This window comes from Spiroplasma endosymbiont of Dioctria linearis (genome assembly GCF_964030865.1).
Taxonomy (GTDB): domain Bacteria; phylum Bacillota_I; class Bacilli_A; order Mycoplasmatales; family Mycoplasmataceae; genus Spiroplasma_A.
The window spans coordinates 579047-597845 of sequence record NZ_OZ034984.1 but is presented as its reverse complement, the minus strand read 5'-3'; the positions used below and the strand labels follow the sequence as shown (position 1 = coordinate 597845).

Below are 18799 nucleotides of genomic sequence, written 5' to 3'. Positions count from 1 at the left end.
AATGAAACGCACGCACACATGTGGAGAACTTACAATAAAGAATGTCAAACAAAAAGTGATTTTACAAGGATGAGTTAAAAAAATTAGAAAAATGGGAGCAATGAATTTTATTGATCTTCGAGATAGATATGGAGTTACTCAACTTGTTATTGATGAATCAAAGAATTTGGAAAATATTAAATCTGAATATGTTTTGGAAGTTGAAGGAATAGTTATTGAAAGAAAGTCAAAAAATTCTGAAATTAAAACTGGAGAAATTGAAATTAAGGTTGAAAAATTAACTCTAATTAATAGATCTGAATTAACTCCTTTTGAAATTAAAGATAATATTGAGTCTCAAGAAGATACGAGATTAACTTATCGTTATTTAGACTTAAGACGAGAAATAATGCAAAGAAATTTAATTACTAGAAGTAAAATGAATCAAACTATTAGAAATTATTTTTTGGACAATAACTTTATTGAAATTGAAACTCCAATTTTTGGTAAGTCAACTCCAGAAGGGGCAAGAGACTTTTTAGTTCCTTCAAGATTGAACGCAGGTAAATTTTATGCTTTACCTCAATCACCTCAACTTTATAAACAATTATTTATGATTTCAGGTTTAGATAGATATTTTCAAATTGTGAAGTGTTTTAGAGATGAGGATTTAAGAATAGATCGTCAACCTGAATTTACACAACTTGATATGGAAATGTCTTTTGCAGATGATCAAGATGTTATGAATTCAATTGAAAATTTAATTAAGAAGATTATTTTTGAAATTAAAGGTCTTGAAATTAAAGAACCAGTTCAAAGAATTACATGAAAAGAATCTATGGACAAATATGGTAATGATAAACCAGATTTAAGATTTGGTTTTGAAATCAAAACACTAAATGAAATTTTTGAAAAGAGTGAAATACCATTATTCTGTAATATTGAAAATAAAAGTATTAGATCAATTTGTGTTGACTCTATGTTAAGTAAAAAAGATTTGGAAGAATTAACAGAGGTGGCTAAACAAAATAGTGTTAATATATTAGCATTTGCAAAATACGATTTAAAAGAATGAACAGGATCGATAGGTTCAAAATTATCGGATTTTGAAAAAAAAGAGTTAATAAAACTATTTTCAATAAAAAAACAGTCAACAGTTCTGTTTGTTATAGATGAGTATTTTAAAGCAAGTCAGGCAATGGGAGCAATTAGAAATAAAACTGCAAAAATACTAAATTTATTAGATCAAGAAGTAATGAAATTAGCTTGAATAATTGACTTTCCGTTATTTGAATTTTCTGAAGAAGAAAATAGATTTGTAGCATCTCATCATCCATTTACAATGCCAGCAGATATAAGTTTAGATAGCTTTGATATTGATAAGGCAAAAGCATTAGCAAAAGCATATGATATAGTATTAAATGGGTTTGAAATTGGTGGGGGAAGTCAAAGAATTACTGATCCCAAAATTCAACAAAGAATGTTTGATGCTATAGGACTTAAAAAAGACGAAATTGAAACAAATTTTGGTTGATTCCTTAATGCTTATAAATATGGAGCTCCATATCATGCAGGTTGTGCTTTAGGATTAGATAGAATTTGTATGATATTAACAGGTTCTGAAAATATAAGAGAAGTAATTGCTTTTCCAAAAAATTCATCAGGAATAGACAATATGACAAATGCTCCAGATAAAGTAGATTCGTCACAATTAGATCAACTTCATATTGAAATAAAATAATCTAAAGGATTATTTTTTTAATAAATTAATTTTATAATGGTTCATATATAATTCAATTATATTAAAAAAAGAAAGGAAGAAAATTATGAAATCATTAAAATTTCAATTAATTTATAAATATTTTTTTGGACTTTTATCGTTCTTTACTATATTTTCATATTATATTTGAAATATAGCAACAGCAGGTGAAGTAAATGCTGTTTATCAAGGTAATTATGAAATATATACAATAGATTACTTTACAACATTTACTTTACTTTCAAATGTTTTAGTTCAATTTTGATTTTTATATGCAGCAATAAATTATAAAAAAGAAGGTAAAACAAAAATGTTAAGTTATACAACAGCTAATTCATTGGCAACAATGATAACTGTTACTTTAATTGTTTACAATGGAATTTTAATTCCAGTTGAAGGTTTTCCAACACAACCTTTTAGTATTTTTGTAACATTAGTTGATCATGCAATTATTCCAGTTGCTTTTATTTTATATGTAAATTTATTTATGAGCAATAAGGAAAAAGTTAATTTTAAGGAATTCTTTATTAAAAAATTTTGAATTCAATTTACTATGGTTTTGATCTATTGTGTTTATGCAATGGTACGTGGAGAACTTAGATTTAACTCAGGAGATTACTATTTTACAGAAAATATAAATTTATTATATCCATATTTCTTTTTAGATATTCATCATGTTGGACCAGCTGGAATTCCTGGTATTGGATGATTCTTCATTGCATTTTTTGGAATAATAGGATTATTGGTAGGATTTAGTTTCTTATATAATTTTATTAATAACAAAGTAATGGATAAACAATATTATAAAAAAATAAATGATATTAGTTAAAACTACTTTTAAGTAGTTTTTCTTCTTTTTAGACTGATTAATAATATGTTAAAATCTAAAATATATTTATAAAGAAAAGAGAATATTTTAAATGCTTAAAAGAAAATATAAAAATATTAGGGGGTATTATACTTATAATTTAATCACTGTAATTATTGCATTTATTTTTTCTTTTCTTGCTTTATTTTCCAAATTTATTATTAGTTTTACTTTTGAAGATAAAAATAAGAATGGAGTCGTTATTTACAATAGTTTTGGAAAGTATTTGATAGGAACTTATCAGACTGCTTCAATAGATGATATTTTTAATACAAATTTAGAGTTATTAAAAATACTATCTATATCTCTAACAACAATTCTTATTATTTTTACATTAATATTTTTTGCAAATAACTCAATTAAAAAGCCATTTTTAAAATTTAAAAATTTAAATAATATATATGTATTTTTAACTATTATAATGCTTATTGCAATTGTAATTATTAAAGCAATACTACTTTCACAGTTTATTTTGATTGAAAAAAGCTTAAATAGTCACATTTCAATTGAAGAGGTACCCGGTTATCTTTCAGCAAATATTGATTTAGCATTGTTTCTTGGAGTAACAATTGTAGCTTTAATTATTACTTTATCTGCTATTTTATTTAATATTAGTATCTTAAAACTTTTAAATAGTGTAATTAAAAGTGATTCGACTAAAACAGGTACTAATTAATCAATTTAATTACTTAAAAGTTAAGTTTTTGAAAACTTAATTTAAATAAATTAAGATTGAATGATTATTCCTATATAATAATAAGAGTGTTAAATTACACATCTTTTGATAGCGTATTATTATTGCCTTTAAAAGAACTAAATAGAAAGGCAATGAACTTATGGGATTTGATAACAAAGATAACTTTAGAAGATCACCAAGCGATGGATCTAAAAGTCAAGATGGAGACCGTGATCGTGGTGGAGACCGTGACCGTGGTGGAGATCGTGGACGTGGTGGAGATCGTGGTGGAAGATCAGGTGGATTTGGTGGTGGTCGCGGTGGAGACCGTGGCGGAAGACCAGGTGGATTTGGTGGTCGCGGTGGAGACCGTGGCGGAAGACCTAATGGTGGATTTGGTGGACAAGCTGGAAATTCAGGAAGAATTGAAAACTTTGAAAAACCTCTTTTAGAATTATTAAAAGAAATTAATGAAAAATTAGACCTTTTAATAAATAAATAATTTTAAAAAAACTTTCTATAAGAAAGTTTTTTTATTTGCAAATTCAGTATTTAATAATGAATTTTTTACTTTATTTATAAAATAGACAAAATAATTAAGTAATTTAATTTTATATCGAGATATTTTTTCCTTTTAATAAACTATTTTTTAATTTAAACAAAAAAGACTTTTTATCTAAAAAATTAAAAATAGTTTATACATTTCTATTAATAAATTGTTTAAAAAGTTCTATGCTACGATTTATTTAAGTTAATAAAATTTAACCAATAAAAAAATGTAAAAAATCCTTATATTAAAAATAAAACTTAAAATGTTAATTTTTGGTAGGTTGGGTGGGTTTAAGAATGAAAGGTATATATGATAAAACTTTTAAGTCTTATAGGAACTTTATCAGTTTCTAGTTCTGCTATAGCACCAATTGCTACAATGGAGCAAAATGTTAATAATAAAATTACTTCAAATGATGAAGTTGGAACAATTTGATTAACTGTAAATAATGAAAAGCATTTTGACAAAGATGGAAAAATAATACTTGGTACAGAGGATTACAAGGAAGTACTAATTAAAGTTATTGAAGATCAAAGAAATTTTAATAGAGAGAATAATGTTACAAACTTTTCAATTACAGGTAGTAAAACAAGATTTCCAGGAACTGGTTTTGATGGTACAAGACCAGTAGGCTATGAGTTGGCCAGACTTATTAATGCTAAAGACTATGAAATCTTAAACATGAATGTTACAATTGATAAATTAGATAATTTAGGAAATTATAAATATGCAATTGGTTTTGAAGCAATTGCTGATGGAAAATCAATAGAGGGTAATCTTTATGGTTATCAAGTAGAGCAATCTTTAGCTGACTTTCAAATTAAACCAGGATATATTGTTACATTAGATACACAATATACAATAAGTGAATCTATGGATTATACAGACAATGAATATAAATCAAACATTAGTTTGCCAAACTTGGGAATTGACTATTTAGCAGGTCAAATAGTTGATATGTTTAATTATTCAGGAAATAGCTTAAATAGTGAAGCCATTAAATATATTAATACAACATTAAAATTAAATATTGGTGATGTTAAATCATTAAATGTTTATAAGGCAATTAATAAGGATGGCAAATTTGAAAAAAGTTCAGTCATTTCAAATAATGAGTTAGTTAATGATGATTACTTCTATGTTTCATTTGAATCAAATGGTGCTAATGGAACATTTAATATGTTAGTACATAAATAGTATAAAAACTGTTCATATTATTTAAATATAAATAAAACTTGAGTCAATTAGTATTTTTTTACTAATTGACTTTTTTATTTAAATTAAAACTTTTAAATGTTATTTATGATAATATTTAAATAAAGGGGTAAAATATATGAAAAAACTGTTAACTTTTTTGTCGTCAATTAGCTTAATAACATCATGATCAACTACGGTAGTTTCATGTAATTTAATTGGTTCAAAACCAGATAATAAAAAGGAACTAAGTATTGTAATCACTCAATATAACTTAGGTGAAATTGAAGATAATCAAGAAATAACAATTCAAAATAAGTTGCAGCAGTTAAATCCTAGCTTAGATATAAGTGCAATTAAAATAGAAAATATTTGAAATAAAGGTGCAACTATTTCAGCAATTGATGAGGGTATTTACAAAGGAAATAAGGAAATAAGATTTAGATTAAAAGATGCTCCAATTGAAACTATGGATAAAGTTTTAGTTGGGTATTACTATGAATGAGGAGGAGAAGCTCAAGTAAAACCAAGTTTCGATGATATTGCTAATACTAATTACAATGTAATTGATATCTCATTTTTATACTCACCAACAGCTTATACTATGCCAGTATTTCAACCATGAAATCCAGCAGATATGAAAGCAGGAATTAAGTTACTACAATCAAAAGGCAAAAAAGTACTTATTTCAATGGGTGGAGCTACTGGAAGTGAAATGAGATTTAGATCTGATCAAAAAAATGAATTAAAAGAAACAATTCTAAATGTAGTTAATGAATATGACTTTGACGGCTTGGATATTGACTGAGAAGGTAGTTGTCTTGCAGATAGAGAAAGTCAACAAGTAACTATTGATGCTTTAAAAGAAATCAAAGATGAAAATCCTGAATTTATGATAACTATGGCTCCAGAAATGCCTTATTTAAAAAATTCAACTGATAAAGATAAAACAGGTAGTTATATTCCATTTTTAAGACAATTAGATGACTATTATGATTGGATAAATCCACAGTTTTATAATGGTTGAGCATTTGGTCCGTATGTAGAACCTGAAGATAAAGAAAGATTAAATTTATCGATGGACTATATAACAAATGATGATGTTACTCATAGAGCGGAATTCTATTATTTAATGACTAAGTATTTAACAACAAAATATAGTCGATTAAATGACTTTTGATTAATTGATCCAGATAGATTTGTAATGGGAGCTTCAACAAATGAACCAGCTGGTAGAGGAGCTGCTACTGAAGAATCTATTAAAAGATCATATCAATTGCTAAGTGAAGATGGTATTTATACAAGAGGACTTATGACTTGAGCAATAAACTTTGATGCTTACGAAGGTATGATTCAAAGTAACGGTCAACAAGTTATGTTTAAAAAGTGAAGTTTTGAATCATGATATAATGACACTCATAATAAAGAAAATAAATAAAATAATTTGGAATTTAAAATACAAAGTATTAATATTTTATGAAAATGCAAGATTAAATTAAGGGGAAAATAATGAAAAAAATATTAGGTCTATTATCTTCATTGTCATTAGTAGCTATTGGAACAACTTCAGTTGTTGCATGTGGTTATAGTATTGGAGATATCAATGATGAAAATCATTTAGTTAATCATGTTCTAAGAACATCTTTAGGAATGCTAGAAAATGATAATAAAGAAACTATAAAAGCTAAAATTCAAGAATTAAATCCAGGTTTGGATGCAAATTCATATAAAGTAGCTAAAGTAAATAAAAATAAAACAGCACTTATTGCAGCAACTAAAAAAGGTGCATATACAGGAGCTATGGAAGTAAAATTCAATTTGTTGGGTGAACCTATTAAATTAGAAGAAAAAGTTTTAGTTGGTTATTATAATGATGGAAAAGATTGAGTTGTTGAAGGAGAGCGAATTCCTACTTTCGAAGAATTAGTTGAAACAAATTATAATGTAATTAGCATTGGAGATTTTTATGCTTCTAAAGCACTTGAGATGCCTACTTTTAATCCAAAAAAACCTGAAGAAATAAAAAATGGAATAGAGTTACTTCATCAAAATGATAAAAAGGCAATAATTTCAATGGGTGGAGCACTATCAACAAAAATGAAATTTACAACTGATAAAAAAGAAGAACTAAAGGCAGCAATTTTAAATGTAATAGATGAGTATAAATTTGATGGAATAGATATTAATTGAGAAATACAAAGTACTACAGATAGAGAAAGTCAACAAGTAATGACTGATGTTTTAAAAGAAATTAAAGGTGAGAGAGAAAATTTTATAATTTCACTATCAACTACTCCTGATGGACTAAGACTTGCAACTGAAATTGGAGGAGCTCCAAGTTACATTCCATTTTTTAAAGGTTTAGATGGTTACTATAATTGAGTAACTCCTAAAGCATATAATCAATTTGGCTATGATGTTATTATTGAAGATGCAGAAAAAAGAATTTTAAATTGAGATGATAAAGATGATACCTGTCAAGTTGAACAAAGTGGAGAACTTAAATGTAGTATTACAAATGATAATCTAGAACATAGAGCAGAATTTTATTATTTATTAACAAAATATGCCACTGCTAAGTATAGTAAAAAGAATGACTACTTTATTATTGATCCGGATAAATTTGTTTTAGGAGTTTCAACTCATGAATACGTTGCTGAAGGAAAAGGGGCAGCTTCTGAAGATGCACTTAAAAAATCATATGAGCTGCTTGCAAAAGATGGTATTTATACAAAGGGTCTTATGGCTTGAACAATAAATAGTGATGCATATGATGGAAAGATAGCGTCAATACCACAAGAAGGTAAAGATCCTTTAATTATTAAATGAGATAAATGAACTTTTTCAAAGTGATATAAAGATATTTATTTACAAGAAAAAAAATAGTTAATTATATTATTTTTTACCAGTATTATTACTGGTTTTTAGTAGTTAAAAAGTAATAATAGAATATATAAAAAATATATTTTTGCTTATACTTTTATATTTTTGAATTGAGGGTAAAATAATGAGAAAAATATTAACTTTGCTGTCTTCATTTTCTTTAGTTGCTACAACTTCAACTGCAGTTGTTGCTTGTGGCTTTAATATGGGAGATACATCAGCTGACAATCATTTAGTTCATCATGTATTAAAAACTAATTTAGGTTTTATTGAAAATGAACAAGAAGATACAATTAAAACTAAAATTAAAGAATGAAATCCTGATTTAAAAATGGAATCAGTTATTATTCAAAGTATTAAAAAAAGAGTTGTTGTTATTACAGCAACAGATGATGGAGTGTATAGTGGAAAACTGCAAATAAATTTTAATTTAAAGGGAGATGTTGTTAGATTAGAAGATAGAGTTCTAGTAGGTTATTATTTTGATTGGAATGGGGAAGGACAAACTATTCCAACTTTTGAGCAATTAGCAGAAACAAATTATAATGTCATTAATGCTTCTTTCTTTTATTCAAAATCAAATTATGAAATGCCTAAATATTTACCACAAAATCCAGAAGAAGTAAAAGCAGGAATTAAGTTATTGCAATCTAAAGGTAAAAAGGTTCTTATTTCAATGGGTGGTTCACCTTCAAGTGAAATGAAATTTAGAAGTAATCAAAAAGACGAATTAAAAGAAACAATTTTAGATGTAGTTGATGAATATGGTTTTGATGGTCTTGATATTAACTGAGCACAAAAATCATTAACAGATAAAACAAGTCAACAAACAACTGTAGATGCTTTAAAAGAAATTAAGGATGAAAATCCTGAATTTATAATAACTATGGCTCCAGAAATGCCATATTTAACAAATAAATCAGATACTACAGGTAAAGGTAGTTACATTACTTTTTTAAAAGGTTTAGAAGGATATTATAATTGAATAAATCCACAGCTTTATAATGGAAGAGGTTTTGGACCATATATTGAGCCTGAAGAACAAAAAAAATTAAAAATTAAAGAAGATTATATTGCAAATGATAATGCTAAGTATCGAGCAGAATTTTATTATTTAATGACCAAATATCTGACAACAAAATATAGTCCAAAAAATGACTACTATTTAATTGATGCAGATAAATTTGTAATGGGGGCTTCAACAAATGAGATTGCAGGGAATGGATCTGCAACTAAACAATCAATTAAAAAATCACACAAACTTCTTAAAAAAGATAAAGTTTATACAAGAGGTCTTATGTCTTGAGCAATAAATTATGATGCTTATGAAGGTATGATTGAAAGTAATGGTCAACAAGTTATGTTTAAAAAGTGAAGTTTTGAATCATGATATAATGACACTCACAATAAAGAAAAAAAATAACATTGTCTAATGTTATTTTTTATATATAGTTATAAATGACAAGTTATTAAAATTAATGTAAAATCAATTTAGTTAAGAAAATTAATTATTTATAAAAAATAATTCTTTATAAAATTTTGAAATATCTATATCTTTAAATAATACTAATTTAAAGATATAGAATTTCTTATTAGTAATAACTAATTGAAATAATAGAAAAGAAAATTTTTAAATAAATTTTTTGGGTAAATTATGAAGAGAATTGATGCAGAAGATAAATATAAATGAAATTTACTTTCTCTTTATGAAAGTGATAAAGAGTTTTTATTAGACTTAGACTTGTATGTTGAAAAAAATAATGAGTTATTAATGTATAAAAATAAATTGAAAAATAAGAGTGATTTTATAAATTTTTTAAAGGATTCAATCGCAGTGGATAAGAGTGTCTCTAAAATTAATCATTTTTTAAAGCATTTATATATCGAACAAAATAACCCTAGGTTATTAAAATTAGACTCAATTTTCAATAATAAAATGCAACAATTTGATGGCAAATTCTCATGAGTTAATGAGGAAATTAAAAATATTGGAAAAGAAAAAATTTTAAAGTGACTATCAGAAGATTCTGAACTTATTCATTATTCAGAAAGTTACAAAGAATTCTTTAAAAATATAAAATATCTTATGCCTCAAAACCAAAGAGAGTTGTTGTCAAAGGTTTCAAACTCTAGTTCAATTATTTATGAAATGTATGACTCAATGAGATTTAAAGATAATGAAGAAAAAAAGTTAGTGTATAAAAATGAAGAATATATTATTAATCAAAAGTTTATCTCAGATATTTTAACTTATTCAGATCCTATTAAAGATCAACAATTAAGAATTAAAGCAAGTTTAAAATTTAAAGAGGGGTTAAAATTTAAACAACATACTTATGCAAAAATATATGAATCTATTGTAAAAGAAGAAATTGAATCAATAAAACTTGTTGGAATGAAAAGTTTTAAAGAAAACTTTTTTGATAGAGCTGATTTTTCCATTACAAATTTTTTAAACTTAATAAAATTTACTTCTAAAAACTCTAGTGTTTATTATAGATATTATGAAATAATTAAAAAATACTTAAATTTAGAAAAATTTTATGGAACGGATTCAAGTTTGGAACTATTTAAGTTGGAAAGAAAAAATTATAGTGTTGAAGAAGCTCAAAAAATAATAAAAAATTCATTAAAACCAATTGGAGAAAAATATATTGCTAACTTAGAATATTGCTTATCAGATAATAAAATTGATTATTATGAGGATGAAAATAAATCAACTGGTGCTTTTACAGTTGGAAGCAATACTTATGACTCTTTAATTTCTTTAAATTTTACAGAAGATATAGAATCAATTTCAACCTTAACACATGAACTAGGTCATGCTGTTCATAATTTATTTGCTAAACAAAATCAACCAAAACCTTTAAATGGATTTTCAAATATGATTGCTGAGGTAGCATCGACATTTAATGAACATTTGCTATTTGATTATTTATTTCAAAATGAAAAGAATGAAAGTAGGAAATTGATTTTAATTCAAAATAGAATTGAATTTATTTTTTCTAATTTCTTTTCTGCTATTGCGGATGCCGAGTTTGAATATCAGTGCTATAACTCAAGCGAAAAAGGTGAGGTTCTTACTTTAGATAAAATATCAGAAATACTAAAAAAAGCAAATAAGAAAGTTTTAGGAAAATCTATTTTTGATAGATATGATGATCAAGTATATAAATATAGTTGAATAGCTATATCTCATATTTTTGAACAACCTTTTTATATCTATAAATATGCTGTATCAATTGCGGTTTCCTTTAAACTATATTCAGAATTTAAAAGAACCAAAGATGCTTCTCAAATAATAAATTTCTTAAAAGATGGGGGAAGTTTAAAAGCTACTCAATTATTTAAAAAATATAATTTTGATTGTAAAAAAGAAGAATCATATAAGGATTTAATATTGGAAGTTGAAAAATTAGTAGAGTATTTTGAACAGTTGCTAAATAAAAAATAAACCAATTATTGGTTTATTTTTTAATAAACATTACTTAAAAATCTTGTATAAAAATAGGTTATTGAATTTGAAAAGACAATTAATTCAATAGAAAGTATATTTAATTTAATAAGTTTTTCTTCACTTAGTTTATTTTTTTTCTTTAACATTTTTGAATAACTCATAACATCTCTTGCAGCAATGTCTACTCTAGTAATAGTGCTTTTATTTGAAAAAATTCTTTCAAAAATTAATTCTAAATATTCATCTTTTTTCATTATTTTTAAAACTTCTTTTTTATAAATTTCAAAATATGAAATTAGGCAATTATTTATCAATTCAATTGCATACTGTGATTTTTTTGCAATATCTTTTTTTGCAATATCTTCAAAGAAAGTGCATATTAATTCAATTGATTTTACTCAACCTAAAATAAAAACATAATCTACAATTAATTTATGAAATTTAGATAATAGCTTAGAGTTATTATTAATTAATTTAAACTTCTGATTGTAAAAATTTGAATAATTATCAATTTGCTGAAATAAAACATCATACAATTCGTAGTTATTCGTATATTCAATATTGAAGTCATTTGGATTTTTATTAAATCTCAATATTCATTTCATAAGCTTTTTAATGCTTTTTTTAATGTCCTTCTCTCAATAAGGACTTACATTTTTTAAATGTTCTTTATCTTTTAATGTTAATTTATATGCTTTAAAGTTATTTATCATTTTATTAAACCTTCTATAATTCATTAATTTTATTATATATTAATTGTATAAAGAGAAAAGAGAATAATTTATGTTAGGTAAATATGATTTTAATCATGAAAATTCTAAGAAAATATTTAAATTTTATAATCCAGCCTTGCAAATAATATCGATATTATTTGAAGATCAAAAAATCCAGCTTAAAAGAGATAACTTGCTAACTAAAGAATTTGAAAAGATATTTAATTATTTTAAAAATATTGAATATCTTGATCAATTTAAAGAAGTCAAAGATATGATTAACTTTTATTATTATGATTTTTGAAATGAACTAATTTCTTTAAATAGATTACAAGTCTTTGATCGTCATAAATATTGACCGAATATAGAGTCAATAAAGCAAATAGCAGATTTATTAGATAAGTGAATAGTTCAAAGTTATAATAATGTAAAAAATAATAAAGAGGTAATGAACCTATTTGAATGTCTTAATGAAATTCAAAATATAATAGTTAATTATTGCAATAGTTTAATTAAGGAAAATTTTAATTTTAATAAAAAAATTATAGAAGGTTTAGAACTTATAAAAAAATCAAATAGTTTTGAAACAATTGAAAGCTCTTCTGAAATAATTTTAAATATGCTTGAATATAATTCACTAAACAGTGAAAGCATTCATAATATTTTTGAAGAAAACTCTCAGAATTATTGAAAGATTTTTAATACTTTAACAAATATCTCAATATTATCAGTATTTGCTATACAAATAAAGGAGGAAAATAATTGAAATATAAAACAGTAGTAAAAAATGAATATTTAAAATAATTACTTTTAGCACCATAAAAGTTCCAAAATATAATTTTATTTATTTATTTTGCTATATAATAATCTTGATTTATATCTTGAAATAAGTTCTAAAAAATATATATGAAAATATAAAGAGGTAGTGAGAAAATGAAAAGAATTATAATGTTTTGAACATTATTATGATCATTATTTTTTTCTTTTACAGTTTCAACGTCTGAATCTGTAAAAACTAATATTGAGCACAATAATTTTGTAAAAACTATTAAATATGTAAATCAAGATGAAGAAATTTCATATAAATCTTTAATAACTCCAAAAAGCAATTATATGTATTATGGACGTCTTTTAAAATATTACTATGCAAATAGTATTTATATTTCAAACAGTGATATTCAAAAAGTTCAAACTACTTTAAGTATAAATGGAGCTCAAAGTGAAATTTATGAGTCATTATTTATTCAAAATATGTTGGCATCTACTGTTATGCCAAGTATTTATGGTTCTTCAAGTGATGCAGAGTTTTTTGCAGAAAGCTTTAGTAAGTGATTAAATACAGAAGATGACTTAAAAAATAAAAGTTGAGAAGTAACAAATAACTTTTATATTAATATTCTTCCTGAAATTATTAAAACAGGAGGGACATTTAATGGGTCTTATGAGAACTCATTGACAATATCACAAAAATTTATTGAACTAGTTAAAAATTTAGAAAATAAAGTATATTATGATACAACGTTGCAGACAATGCCAAGTAATGCTCTAAACTTGCAATATTCAAATAATTCAATTATTTGAGCAAATAATCAGCAAACTTTAAATTATATAATTTCACAACTTAGAGTACAAACAGGAAATAATATTTATCTTAATCAAATTCAAAAAAATAGCTTATTAACAGTTGCTTCTTCATGAATGCAAGATTCGTATACTCCAGCAAGTCAAGAATCAATTGATGCATTTAATAACTTTAATGAAAACCACTATGACTCATTTGATAATTTAGATAAAACATTAGCTGAAGCAACAAAAGATAAAAATAATTATAGTGGAGTTTGATTATCACATGTCTACAATAATCTTGAAGAGGTATATTTAAAAAGTACTCCAAATAGTTTGGGATCAGATAGTGAAAAATGATCAACTAATAATACTCAAAAGTTAAGAGATATTACTTTAAAAACTTATAATTCGCTATATAACATTATACAAAATGATATATGGGTAAATAATATATTAGTAGCACTTATATTAAGTCCTGATTTTCCTTTAAAAAATGATGATGGAACAGATATGAACGATGGAACAATGGGTTATACAAGTACAAATTATTATGTAGATAGTCAAAGTAATTTTGCAAGCACTGCATATTCTTATATTGTAATTACAGGACCTAGTTTAACTTTTAAAGAATTTAACAGTCAGTATAAGCAAGGTTTTTGAAGTAGTCCATATAAATTTAGTGTAGTTGTTCACGAAATTGGTCATGCTTTGGATGGATTTGGAAGTAAATTAAATTATTATAGAGGTCAAAATCATTCAAAAATGTTAGACTATAAATCACTTTATACAGGTGATACTTTTGGAGAGTATGTTGCTAAGAGCAATAATTGAAATATCTGGGTAATAATTTTGGCAGCTAGTGGAACTGCAGTCATTTTAACAATAACTTATATTGTCATAAGAAAAAAATCAGCTAAAAAAGGTGTTATTAAATCTTAATTGTTTAAAAAAATCTACGTAGTAGATTTTTTTTAATCTTGTTGTTTTAGAGCAAATATCTTGATTTTGTTTAATTTTAAGTATATAACATATAAGTGGTTAAAATTGATAAATCCAATTTCAGAGAATATCAATACAATATAAAGTTTTAAAGGGGAAAAATAATAAATGAAAAAATTATTAACACTATTTTCAGCAACTAGTTTATTTGTTTCTACATCTAATATGGTTATTTCATGTCAAAAAGAAAAGGTAATTAAATTTGAATTACCAGATCAACCTCAATCAGAAGAAGATATTATAAATGCTTTGGATTATTATACTGAAGAAAAAACAAAAGTGGATGAAATAATTAAACAGGAACTTGCAGAATGTTTAAATTGCAGTGAAAGTGAAAATAATCAAATACTATTAAAAAGTGAATCTAGACAAAGAAGTGTAGTATACGAAAGTTTTATTAAAGCTTATAAATCTTATAAAATGCTTCAATTTGAATGTGACCAATTAGTATCAAAGAACTCAGGAAAAACTTATAAAAGCGAAAGTATTAATGACTTCGAACAATTTATGGATAAAAGTCAAGGATATGATAATTTAACAAAGGATACAAAAAAATTTATGAAGAAAATTCAAGAATGAGCTAGAGTAGGAACAATAGGAGTTGACTAGTTGTTAAGCTTATTAATTGATTCAACGTTATCTTTAATAAAGAAGTAGATAAATTTATTTATAAAATAATCAATATTTTATGGAATTTCAAGGTAAAATTATTTATAATTAATTTGAGGAGAAAAACATATGAAAGATAAAAGTCTATTATTATTAATAATATTATTAATATTGGCAATTATACCTGGAATAATTTACTGATTATTACATCCACAACATAAATTGATTACATTAATTTTATTATTAATTTTAGCAATTATACCTGGAGTATTATACTTAGTATGACCAAAAGGTGGATATGCAAATTAATATAGAAATATATTAATTGAATTTTGAAAGTTATTATTTTTTAAGATAATAACTTTTTTTATACTAATTTCTCAGCTAAAGCAGATCTATCTATATAACATAAGAAATTGAATAGTTTTACAAATTACTTTTTAAAATTAATATTTAAAAATATTTTTACATATTAAGGTAATTACTTATCTTATTAGTTACTATTTCATATTATGAGTTGTATTATTAATGCTTTATTCCTCTTTTTATAAAAATATTTAAATATAAATGTGCTTTTTAGTTCAAATTAACTAAAAAGTAAACTTTTAAAGTATTTTTTTATCTTATTCTAAGTTTCTCATTTTTGACAATGTCTTTTAATTGTATATAATACAAAACATGGGAGACTATAAAAATGAAAAAACTATTATCAATTTTATCTACAATTGCATTTACTGCTTCAACATCATCAGCTGTTGTTAGTTGTAATTTAAAAGTAGATAATACAAAGGACATTGATAAAATCATTAAAAACAAAGATTTAGGAAAAATAAGCAATGTAAGTGAAAGTATTCTAAAGAGTGCACTTAAACAAAATAATCCAAAAGTAGATACAGATAAATTGGCATTAAAAGATGTTGATTTATTTAATGGAAATGCTACTTTTGTTGCAAAAAATAGAGCAACCGATTACGATGGGGAGGCTCGTGTTAAATTTGATTTTGGAAATAGAAAAGCAGATTCTCAATATTTATGAGAATCTATTAGCAATACATGATTAGGGACAATCACTAGCAATGATTCTGCAGAAATCTTAAAAGAGTTAAAAGGAGTTAATCCATTAATCAACACAAATGAATTAGAAGTTAAAGCTATTAATCCATGAGGAGCAACTATTGAAGCAAAGAGTAATTCAACTCTTTATAAAGGACAATCAACAGTTTCTTATAATGTAATTAATGGTGGAGATTCATCAGCAGTAGCACTTTATTCAGCAGTTAAAAACAGCTGATTGGGAGAAATACAAGCTGGTTCTAATGAACAAGAAACTGAAAAAAATATATTAAATCAAGTTAAAGCAAAAAATAGTGAAATTGATATTAATGAACTAGAAGTTACATCAGTAACTGAATGAGGAGCACAAGTTGTTGCTAAATCTGGTTCAACAGTATACCAAGATGAATGTTATATTAGTTTTACTTTAAAAGGAAATTCAGAAGGTTCTGAATCAGTATCTTCACTTTATAATGAAGTTAAAACAACTTGATTGGGTAATATTTCAGATATAAATGAAGTTACAATTATGGAAGCTGTTAAAATAAACAATCCAAATTTAGATACTTCAAAATTAACTTTAAAAAATACTAATGAGTATAACTCAATTTTAATCCCGAATGAAGAAGGTAAATCTAAATATAAAGATGAAGTATGACTTTCATACAGTGTTTCAGAAAATGCTAAACCTGTTGAAAAGAAAGAATTAAGTCAAGTTATTACAAAAACAAACTTTGAAAAAAGCAAAAGCACAGCAATTCATTTAGCTGAAGGTGAAAATCTAAGTGAATTAAAAATTAAAGAGTTAATTGACAGTGCCAATAAAGGATTAGATTTAAATCAAGTTGAAATTTCTAATATAAAAGAAACTGGCAATAAAGGAATAACTGAAGAATTTACAAATTATTCAGCAACAGTTAAAGCAAAAGAAAATTCATATAGTTATAAAGGAACTGTTGATATTAATTTTTACACAGTAGTTTCAATATCTCAACCTGATGAATTAAATGATATTATTAAAAATACTCAATTAGGTGATCTTAATCAAAATACAGAAGTAAGTATTTTAAGTGCTTTAGCACAAAAAAATACAAACTTAGATTTAGGACATTTAGAAGTTAAAAACATAACAGAAACAAGTGCAACTATTAATTCTATTAGTGGAAGCAAAATCTATAAAGGTTCTATTGAAGTTAACTTTAAAGTTCTTGAAAAAGAAAAACCTTCAAATAAAAAAGATTTATCTGTTGATTTAACACAAATAAATTTAGGAGTAATTAAGAACGCAAATACCTCAACAATCTTGGATGCAGTTTATGCTAAAAATAAAAATGTTAAAAAAGATGAAGTTGAAGTTAAAAACATTTCTACAACTGGAGCTACAATTAAAACAAAGGCAAAATCTGAATTTTATAATGAAGAATCACAAGTTGTAATCAATTTTAGTTTAGAAGAAAATGGTGAGAAACCAAAACCTTCAAATGATGCACTTTTAGTAGGTTACTGATATGAATGAGGTGGAGAAGGCCAACATAGTACTCCAGTTGATTTATTAAATAGTAATGAATTATTAAACTCTGCATATAATGTAATTGATATTTCATTCTTATATACATGAGAACCATATGCAATGCCTACTTTTGAAGCATTTAGTCCAACAAGTAAAGAGGGAATTCAAAGAGGAATTAAATCTTTACAAAACGCTGGTAAAAAAGTAATTTTATCAATGGGTGGAGCTACTGGTGGAGAAATGAGATTTAGACAAGATCAAACTGATCAATTAACTGCTACATTTATTAAATATATGGATGAATATGGATTTGATGGAATCGATATTGATTGAGAAGGTGGAGCACTTGGAGACAGAGAAAGTCAACAAACTACAATCTCAGCTTTAAAAGAAGCTAAAAAAATTCAAAACTCAAAAGGTAAAGAATTTATGTTAACAATGGCACCAGAGTTACCATATTTAAAATACAATACAGAAGGTGGTAATCAAGCAAGTTATATTCCTTTCTTAAAAGGACTTGATGGTCTATATGACTTTATAAATCCTCAATACTATAATGGTTGAGCATTTGGACCATTTGTTGATGAAGAAGAAAAAAACTATTTAGGAGTTAATACTTCATATATTTCAAATGATGATACTGAGTATAGAGGAGAATTCTACTACTTAGTAACAAAATACTTAACAACAAAATATAGTGCCCAAAACGATTTTTATGAAAAAATTCCAACAAATAAATTCGTTTTAGGAGCTGCTACTAATGAACCTGCAGGTAGAGGTGCAGCAACAAGAGAATCAATATATAAATCATATGTTTTACTAGAAAATGACAATATCCATATTCGTGGATTAATGACATGAGCTATTAACTATGATGCTGTTTCAAATTGAATGTTTGAAACTTGATTTAAAGAAACTTGAGGAAATAAATAGTTTGTAGTTTAATATAATCAATTAAAATCTTATTCAAAATATTGAATAAG

The 18799-nt window shown here is 24.9% G+C and carries 15 protein-coding genes; 14 read left to right on the top strand and 1 reads right to left on the bottom strand.

The genetic code is table 4. The annotated features are described in order from the left end of the window. Position 1 precedes the first annotated feature (1 nt). From aspS to AAHM84_RS02495, 9 genes are all read left to right on the top strand, one after another. Positions 2-1720, top strand: coding sequence for an aspartate--tRNA ligase (gene aspS, locus AAHM84_RS02535; protein ID WP_342259345.1), 1719 nt, complete (start codon positions 2-4; stop codon positions 1718-1720). 85 nt (positions 1721-1805) lie between these two features. After that, on the top strand, positions 1806-2567 hold the full coding sequence (locus tag AAHM84_RS02530) for a Pr6Pr family membrane protein (RefSeq protein WP_342259344.1): 762 nt from the start codon (positions 1806-1808) through the stop codon (positions 2565-2567). Positions 2568-2658: 91 nt separating this feature from the next. Further along, entirely contained in the window at positions 2659-3282 is a 624-nt protein-coding gene (locus tag AAHM84_RS02525; RefSeq protein WP_342259343.1) for a hypothetical protein, read from the top strand. A gap of 203 nt (positions 3283-3485) precedes the next feature. Beyond that, entirely contained in the window at positions 3486-3734 is a 249-nt protein-coding gene (locus tag AAHM84_RS02520) for a hypothetical protein (protein ID WP_342259342.1), read from the top strand. A 407-nt stretch (positions 3735-4141) separates the two neighbouring features. Continuing rightward, complete coding sequence (locus AAHM84_RS02515) at positions 4142-5029, top strand: hypothetical protein (RefSeq protein WP_342259341.1); 888 nt, start codon at positions 4142-4144, stop codon at positions 5027-5029. A gap of 136 nt (positions 5030-5165) precedes the next feature. Then, the gene (locus AAHM84_RS02510; protein WP_342259340.1) at positions 5166-6464 is read left to right on the top strand and encodes a glycosyl hydrolase family 18 protein; all 1299 of its coding nucleotides are present in this window, start codon (positions 5166-5168) and stop codon (positions 6462-6464) included. Between the two features lie 71 nt (positions 6465-6535). Then, positions 6536-7912 (top strand): glycosyl hydrolase family 18 protein, encoded by a 1377-nt coding sequence (locus AAHM84_RS02505; RefSeq protein WP_342259339.1) that lies wholly within the window; start codon positions 6536-6538, stop codon positions 7910-7912. A 121-nt stretch (positions 7913-8033) separates the two neighbouring features. After that, positions 8034-9332 carry a glycosyl hydrolase family 18 protein gene (locus tag AAHM84_RS02500; RefSeq protein WP_342259338.1) on the top strand — a complete coding sequence of 433 codons (1299 nt, stop codon included), beginning with the start codon at positions 8034-8036 and terminating at the stop codon, positions 9330-9332. Positions 9333-9563: 231 nt separating this feature from the next. Then, the gene (locus AAHM84_RS02495) at positions 9564-11363 is read left to right on the top strand and encodes a M3 family metallopeptidase (protein WP_342259337.1); all 1800 of its coding nucleotides are present in this window, start codon (positions 9564-9566) and stop codon (positions 11361-11363) included. Positions 11364-11383: 20 nt separating this feature from the next. Here the strand turns inward: AAHM84_RS02495 and AAHM84_RS02490 are convergent, their stop codons facing one another. Continuing rightward, complete coding sequence (locus AAHM84_RS02490; RefSeq protein ID WP_342259336.1) at positions 11384-12079, bottom strand: hypothetical protein; 696 nt, start codon at positions 12077-12079, stop codon at positions 11384-11386. A gap of 70 nt (positions 12080-12149) precedes the next feature. On the opposite strand from AAHM84_RS02490, the gene AAHM84_RS02485 reads away from it, so the two are divergent. The 5 genes from AAHM84_RS02485 (at position 12150) to AAHM84_RS02465 (ending at position 18749) form a co-directional block, all read left to right on the top strand. Continuing rightward, a complete protein-coding gene (locus tag AAHM84_RS02485; protein WP_342259335.1) occupies positions 12150-12860 on the top strand; it encodes a hypothetical protein in 711 nt (236 codons plus the stop codon). A 152-nt stretch (positions 12861-13012) separates the two neighbouring features. Further along, positions 13013-14584: a hypothetical protein gene (locus tag AAHM84_RS02480; RefSeq protein WP_342259334.1), complete on the top strand. Its 1572-nt coding sequence runs from the start codon at positions 13013-13015 to the stop codon at positions 14582-14584. A 168-nt stretch (positions 14585-14752) separates the two neighbouring features. Next, positions 14753-15253: a lipoprotein gene (locus AAHM84_RS02475; RefSeq protein WP_342259333.1), complete on the top strand. Its 501-nt coding sequence runs from the start codon at positions 14753-14755 to the stop codon at positions 15251-15253. Positions 15254-15382: 129 nt separating this feature from the next. Further along, entirely contained in the window at positions 15383-15562 is a 180-nt protein-coding gene (locus tag AAHM84_RS02470; protein ID WP_339031120.1) for a hypothetical protein, read from the top strand. A 385-nt stretch (positions 15563-15947) separates the two neighbouring features. Further along, a complete protein-coding gene (locus AAHM84_RS02465; RefSeq protein ID WP_342259332.1) occupies positions 15948-18749 on the top strand; it encodes a glycosyl hydrolase family 18 protein in 2802 nt (933 codons plus the stop codon). Positions 18750-18799: the final 50 nt, after the last annotated feature.